General features: G+C 30.6%; 8 protein-coding genes. All 8 read left to right on the forward strand.

Annotated elements, in window-relative coordinates; all coding sequences use genetic code 11:
- The first annotated feature begins 342 nt into the window (after window positions 1–342).
- The 8 genes from K8M07_RS12395 (at window position 343) to K8M07_RS12430 (ending at window position 7,218) form a co-directional block, all read left to right on the forward strand.
- On the forward strand, window positions 343–1,098 hold the full coding sequence (locus K8M07_RS12395) for an ECF transporter S component (protein WP_223379405.1): 756 nt from the start codon (window positions 343–345) through the stop codon (window positions 1,096–1,098).
- An 18-nt stretch (window positions 1,099–1,116) separates the two neighbouring features.
- Window positions 1,117–1,890, forward strand: coding sequence for a type III pantothenate kinase (locus K8M07_RS12400; RefSeq protein WP_223379407.1), 774 nt, complete (start codon window positions 1,117–1,119; stop codon window positions 1,888–1,890).
- 36 nt (window positions 1,891–1,926) lie between these two features.
- Window positions 1,927–2,904, forward strand: coding sequence for a tRNA dihydrouridine synthase DusB (dusB, locus tag K8M07_RS12405; protein WP_223379409.1), 978 nt, complete (start codon window positions 1,927–1,929; stop codon window positions 2,902–2,904).
- 132 nt (window positions 2,905–3,036) lie between these two features.
- On the forward strand, window positions 3,037–3,909 hold the full coding sequence (locus tag K8M07_RS12410; RefSeq protein ID WP_223379411.1) for a hypothetical protein: 873 nt from the start codon (window positions 3,037–3,039) through the stop codon (window positions 3,907–3,909).
- A gap of 121 nt (window positions 3,910–4,030) precedes the next feature.
- On the forward strand, window positions 4,031–4,507 hold the full coding sequence (gene greA / locus K8M07_RS12415) for a transcription elongation factor GreA (protein WP_223379413.1): 477 nt from the start codon (window positions 4,031–4,033) through the stop codon (window positions 4,505–4,507).
- 15 nt (window positions 4,508–4,522) lie between these two features.
- Complete coding sequence (lysS, locus tag K8M07_RS12420; protein ID WP_223379415.1) at window positions 4,523–6,007, forward strand: lysine--tRNA ligase; 1,485 nt, start codon at window positions 4,523–4,525, stop codon at window positions 6,005–6,007.
- A 54-nt stretch (window positions 6,008–6,061) separates the two neighbouring features.
- On the forward strand, window positions 6,062–6,619 hold the full coding sequence (locus K8M07_RS12425; protein ID WP_223379417.1) for a uracil-DNA glycosylase family protein: 558 nt from the start codon (window positions 6,062–6,064) through the stop codon (window positions 6,617–6,619).
- A gap of 26 nt (window positions 6,620–6,645) precedes the next feature.
- A complete protein-coding gene (locus K8M07_RS12430) occupies window positions 6,646–7,218 on the forward strand; it encodes a uracil-DNA glycosylase (protein WP_223379419.1) in 573 nt (190 codons plus the stop codon).
- The last annotated feature ends 230 nt before the right edge of the window (window positions 7,219–7,448 follow it).

The raw sequence follows: 7,448 nt of genomic DNA on the forward strand, positions 1-7,448 counted from the left end.
ATGCAATGGGACCTAATGTTGCAGGAGTTATTGGTTCAGCAGTAGCAGCAGGACTTCTGTTAATGTTCTTTGGATAATAAAGGAATATACCTGGGACTTAAAAAAGTTTAGATGTACATAATGAGGGCTATGACATAATAAATTCTAGATGAAAACATATCAAAGTCTCGGGTTTTCTTTTTTATTAAATACTGAAAAAAGGTTGAAAATATATACAAGAAGAATTATAATTATCTTGTGTTTTGCCAATATCTTTTAATAGGAATTGGACATACGTATATGTAAAAAGTAAATAATAAATATCGACTGGTATCCATATGGAACCAGAGCGGAGGGATGAATATGAAAAAATCAATAAAAACCTTATCTGTTAAGAGAATAACAATCGTAGGAGTATTAGGAGGTGTATCCATTTTATTAGGAATGACACCCTTAGGTTTTATTCCTGTAGGACCGACTAGAGCAACTATAATGCACATACCGGTAATTATTGGTGCTATAATAGAGGGACCTTTGGTTGGAGGATTAATAGGATTAATTTTTGGGTTATTTAGTATATTCCAAGCTGTGACTAATCCAACACCTATATCTCCTATATTTTTAAATCCGATAGTTTCTGTATTACCGAGAATATTAATAGGTGTGGTTACTTATTATGTATATAGGTTTATTAAAGATTTAGGTTATAGAAAAGCATTTTGGATTTTAAATATAATTTGGATATCCATGATCAGCTATTTAGCATATGGGATCTACACGAATATTGTGGATTTCCAAAATATATGGATTATCGTAATGAATATTATTTTCATAGCGTTAACAGTGTCAATAGGTATTTATATAAATAAAAGGCTCAAAAATAAAGCAATTGATATTATATTGTCAACAGTTATGGGAACGTTGACTAATACAGTAGGTGTTTTATTTAGTATTTATGTTTTATATGCAGAAGAGTATGTTGAGACTTTGGGATTGAGTAAGGATTTGGCTGGAAAGACTATATTGGGGGTTGGAGTTACAAATGGTATACCAGAAGTGATAATTGCAATAATAGTAGTTACTAATGTAGTTATTGCATTAAAAGGAAGAAGCGAATAGATTGGATGGTGGAGGAACGTGTTGTTACTTATTGATGTAGGAAATACTAACATAGTATTTGGAGTATATAAAGAAGATAAATTAATATATGACTGGAGAATAGCTACGGACAAAAACAAAACTTCAGATGAATATGGCTTATTGTTTGAACAAATTTTTAAATACCATGGAATCTGTCCAAAGGATGTAGAAGATGTAATTATTTCATCAGTTGTACCTACTTTAATGTATACATTATCAGCTATGAGTATAAAATATTTTAATAAAGAACCATTAGTTGTAGGTCCTGGTATAAAAACTGGTATGAATATAAAATATGACAATCCTAAAGAAGTAGGTGCAGATAGGATTGTAAATGCTGTGGCAGCCTATGAAAAATATGGAGGACCAATAATAATAGTTGATTTTGGGACAGCTATAACCTTCTGTGTTGTTTCTAAAGAAGGCGACTATCTAGGGGGAACAATAGCACCAGGAATCAAGATTTCTAGTGAAGCATTATTTCAAAGAACCGCTAAACTTCCCAAGGTAGAATTAATAAAACCAGATACTGTAATAGCGAAAAATACTGTCAATAGTATTCAATCTGGTTTGATCTATGGTTATGTGGGATTAGTAGACTACATTATTGAAAAAATCATAGAAGAGATGAAGGACAGAGGGAATATCAAAGCTGTAATAGGAACAGGAGGATTTGCTAATTTGATAGCAACTGAAAGTAAATATATTAATAAAGTTGAAAAGCTGTTAACTCTTGAAGGATTAAATATAATATATAAAAGAAATAAGTAGCTGAAGGCTACTTTTTTCTAAATATAGAGGTGAATAATGAAAATAGGGAATCTAGATTTAGAAAATAACATCTTTTTAGCTCCTATGGCTGGAATAACAGATAAGACATTTAGGATTATCTGTAAAGAAATGGGAGCAGGATTAGTATTTTCTGAAATGGTTAGTAGCAAAGGATTATATTATAAGGATAGGAAAACTGATAAATTAACTAGTGTAGATAATAGAGAAAGACCTATTGCTTTACAGATATTTGGATCAGATCCTAATATAATGGCTGAAGTAGTAGAAAAGTATATTAATCCTAGAGAATGTATAGATATATTGGACTTAAATATGGGTTGTCCCGCACCTAAAATTGTAAAAAATGGGGATGGATCTGCATTACTTAAAAATCCGTTATTGATAAGAAGAATATTAAGCAAAGTCGTAAAAGTGTCTAATAAGCCTGTAACATTAAAGACTAGGATGGGATGGGATTGTAAAAATGTAAATGGAATCGAAGTTGCAAAGATAGCAGAAGATGAAGGTGTATCTGCTATAACCATTCATGGAAGAACAAGAGAGATGTTCTATTCAGGTGAAGCTGATTGGGATTTTATAAAAAGGTTGAAACAATCTGTAAGCATACCAGTTATAGGAAATGGAGATATATTTGAGCCAATAGATGCTTTAAAAATGATAGAGTACACAGGGTGTGACGGAGTACTTGTTGGTAGAGGAGCGATAGGAAATCCCTGGATATTCAGAAGAATAAAGCATTTAATGGAAGGAAAAAAAGATAATAAACCAACGTATAAAGAGATAATAGATATGGCAATTAGACATTTAAATATGGAATGTGAAGATAAAGGCGAATCCATTGGAGTAAGAGAGATGAGAAAACAAATAGCTTGGTATTTAAAAGGTATGAGAAATTCTAATAGAGTAAAAAATCAAATAAATACTGTAGATGCAAAAAAAGAGGTAGAGAAAATTTTAGCGGATTATTTATCCGAATTAAATAGCCTATCATAAACTGGTTATACTTCACCCCTGATGTTCATATAATACATTACAATATATGAATAAGGGGGGATTATTATTGAATTTCTTTATATAATAAAACAAGAAAAATATAATGAGTACTTTCATAGGGGACTCAGAAGGTTGATCCCTAATAAATTGATTCCTGAAGCAAGACCTAAAATTTTAGATTATTTTTATGATAAAGATGGAAATATAATAGGTAAAGTTGGAGGAATTTTTCTAAACAGATGTAGCTGGGAAAAGGAAGATACAATTAAAGAATTCATTTTAGCTATAGAAGAATTAAGAGATGATAATACTGTGAGTCTTATAATAGAAGAACCATCTTTACTTAGTGTACAGAGCATAAATCTTATAGAAGATGAAACTAATTTGAAAGTGTTTAATAAGGTAAAAGCATCAATGAAACTCTTACCATTGGTACTAAATAGCATTTATGAAAGGCTAGGGAATGATTTAAAAGGAAAAGAAGTACTTATAATAGGAGACGATAAAGAATGTACTAAAAAAGTTATAGAATCTATATGTAAGGATATAAGCTTTATAACCTTAACAGGGTATTATGAAGATGATGAAATAGAGAATATTTATGAATACATATTAGAAAATACTGGTTTATCAATTTTTTATTCTAAAAATATAGATAGAATCTTGACAAACTATTCTATAGTTATTAACCTTATAGATAATTACTGTTTGAATACTCAAAAGTTAAGAAAGGAAGCGATAGTTTTTGATTTGAGTATTGACGGAAAAATTACTAGCAATATTATAGGTAATAGCAAAGCTACTATTATTGAGGATTTTGTATTTAAAGGAGATGGTCTAAATATAAAGAGAACTAAATTTTTATCTTCCTTAGTTTATGCTTATATATATGAACAAATGGGTGAGTTTAAACTCGAAAATTTGGATGGGTTATATGTCAATGGTCAGATTTATAAAATTAGAGACCTTGTAGATTATAAAATAAAAAGTAAGGGAAAACTGTAATTGCTTGACAAGTATTATTCCCTTGATTATAATATTCTGCATATATAGATAATAGTTAGTATTATTTTATTTGGTAGGGCGGTATAGGCCAAAATATTTAATAAAAAGGAGAGAATTATTCATGGCTGATAGGGATGTGTTTTTAACAGCAGATGGGTTAAAAAAGGTAGAAGATGAATTAGATGAGTTGAGAACAGTTAAAAGAAGAGAAGTTGCCGAAAGGATTAAACAAGCATTAGCTTTTGGGGATATAAGTGAGAATTCTGAATATGACCAAGCAAAGAATGAGCAAGCGCAATTAGAGGAAAGAATAGCGAAATTGGAAATGATACTCAGAAATGCCAAGTTAATAGATGATGATAGTATAACAACTGATGTAGTTAGTATAGGGTCTAAGGTTATTGTAAAAGATTTAGAATATGATGAAGAAATGGAATATACAATAGTTGGTTCCACAGAGGCAGATCCATTTGAAGGAAAGATTTCAAATGAATCTCCAGTTGGAAAAGCATTGATTGGACGAACAAAAGATGAAGTAGTAGAAGTTCAGGTGCCAGATGGACTTATAGAATATAAAATTATAAATATTGCTAGATAAAAGGAGGCAGAATTTATGGCAGGAACGGAAGAAAATCTTAATGAAATGCTTAAGATAAGGAGAGAAAAGCTACAAGAATTAATTGAAAATGGAGAGAACCCTTTTTTAATTGAGAAATATGGGTATACACATCATAGTAATACAATCAAGGATAGCTATGAGAAATTAGAAGAAAAAACCGTTTCAGTTGCAGGTAGATTGACTTCAAAAAGAGGTCATGGTAAGGTTAGCTTTATGGATTTGCAGGATAGTAAAGGCAAAATACAGATATTTGTTAAAATGAATGCAGTAGGAGAAGAAGAATATGAAAAGATAAAAGCGCTAGACCTTGGAGATATTATAGGAGTTAAAGGAGAAGTATTTAAGACTAGAACAGGAGAAATTTCAATAAGGGCAAAGGAAATAATTTTATTGACAAAATCATTACAGATACTTCCAGAAAAGTTTCATGGACTAAAAGATCAAGATTTAAGATATAGACAAAGATATGTAGATTTAATTGTAAATCCAGAAGTGAAAGAAACTTTTGTATTAAGATCAAAGATAATAAAGGCAATAAGACAATATCTCGATGAAAGGGATTTTTTAGAAGTAGAAACCCCTATATTAAATACCATTGCTGGCGGAGCAACTGCTAGACCATTTATAACTCATCATAATACCTTAGACATAGATATGTATTTAAGAATTGCAAATGAATTATATTTAAAAAGACTTATAGTTGGTGGATTTGAAAAGGTATATGAGATGGGGAGAATGTTTAGAAACGAAGGAATGGACAATAGGCACAATCCGGAATATACTAGTATTGAATTATATCAAGCCTTTGCAGACTATAATGATATTATGGTACTTACAGAAGAAATTGTAGCTTATGCAGCAGAAAAAGCTTTAGGTACTACTAAGGTAAACTATCAGAATAAAGAAATAGATCTAACTCCACCCTGGAAAAGATTGAGTATGATAGATGCTATTCAAGAATATTCAGGAGTAGATTTTAATACTATAGATTCAGACGAGGAAGCTATAGAAATTGCTAAGGCAAAAGGATTAGAAGTTGAACCTGGTATGAATAGAGGACATATTATAAATGAAATGTTTGAAGAATTTTGTGAAGAACATCTTATTCAACCTACTTTTATTACTCATCATCCAGTAGAAGTTTCGCCTTTAGCTAAGAGAAATCCAGATGATCCTAGGTTGACTAATAGGTTTGAAGCTTTTATAAATACTTGGGAAATAGCGAATGCATTTAGTGAACTGAATGACCCAATAGATCAAAAAGAGAGATTTTTAGAACAGGTTAAACAAAGAGAAGCTGGAGATTCAGAAGCACATATGATGGATACAGATTTTGTAAATGCATTGGAAGTTGGATTACCACCAACAGGTGGATTAGGTATAGGGATAGATAGACTCATAATGATATTAACAGATCAACCAAGTATTAGAGATGTCATATTATTCCCAACAATGAAGCCAATAACAGAAGATGAATAAATTGATGAGTCAAGGGAGATTCCTTTGACTCATTTTTAGTAAAGGGGGTTTTGTATGTATACTTTAGAGGAACTGAGATTGATGGTTAGGAACTGTAGAAGATGTTCATTAGCAGAAAATAGAACAAAGGCTGTTTTTGGAGAAGGTAATCCTAATGCTAAAATTATGTTTGTAGGAGAAGGACCAGGTTTTAATGAGGATAAAATGGGACGACCGTTTGTAGGCAGAGCAGGACAATTATTAGATAAGATGATGGAATCTATAGAATTAAAAAGGCAAGATATATATATTACAAATATTGTTAAATGTAGACCGTCTAATAATAGGAATCCTCATGAAAGTGAAAGTAAAACTTGTATAGAATATTTGAGATGGCAAGTAAAGATTATAGATCCTACTATAATAGTATGTCTCGGAGCAGTAGCAGCTAAAAATATTATTGATAAGAACTTTAAAATTACTCATAGAAGAGGCATTTGGTATGATAAAGGGAAGTTTAGTATAATAGCCACATATCATCCAGCAGCGCTTTTGCGAGACGAGAGTAAAAAGAAAGGTGTTTGGGAAGACTTAAAGAGTATAAAGAATAGATATAATCGATTACAAAAATAAAAAATATGAAAGGAAAGGTCGATATAGTGAAAGAAGATAGAATGAAATTACTAAATCAAAGAATTATAAATAAATATACTGATAAAAAAATTGTAATAGGACATGGAAATTTAAATAGCTCTATAATGTTAATTGGGGAAGCGCCTGGATCAAAGGAAGTGGAAATTGGGAAACCTTTTGTAGGACAAGCGGGGAAACATTTTGAAGAGTTCTTGCAAGTTTTAAACATTAAGAGACAGGATGTTTATATTACAAATGCAGTAAAATTTAGACCTACTAAGATGAACCCAAAGACTGGGAGATTATCTAATAGAACGCCTACGTCCAGAGAGATAGATGAATTTAGAGAATATATTGATGAAGAAGTTAGTATAGTTAATCCTAAAATAATAGTAACATTAGGGAATATGCCTCTTAAATCAATATATAGAAAAAATTTAAAAATTGGTAATGTTCATGGGAAGTTAATGGAGGTGGAAATACGAGGTATAAAATATAAAGTGTTTCCTTTATATCATCCAGCTGCAGTAATATATAGAAATGAATTAAAGGATGTATACATGGCTGATTTACGTAATTTAAAAAAAGAAATAAATTGAATTAAAAAAAGGTTGACATTTGTTTAAAAAGGGTATAGTATATATACTTGTCAGTTCAAGAAAACAATATATCAATTGATTTAAAAATAAAAACAATCTTTTAAAAAGTTGTTGACAAGGACAAGCATATTTGATATAATTGCAAGAGTTGACACAAAAAGAACCTAGAAAACTAAACAGTGTGAAGTACTTTGAGTAAGAAAAAAGTCAGCGAGAGCCGACAAACTTAA

It is taken from the genome of Schnuerera sp. xch1, from assembly GCF_019931165.1.
Lineage (GTDB): Bacteria > Bacillota > Clostridia > Tissierellales > Tepidimicrobiaceae > JAIOUP01.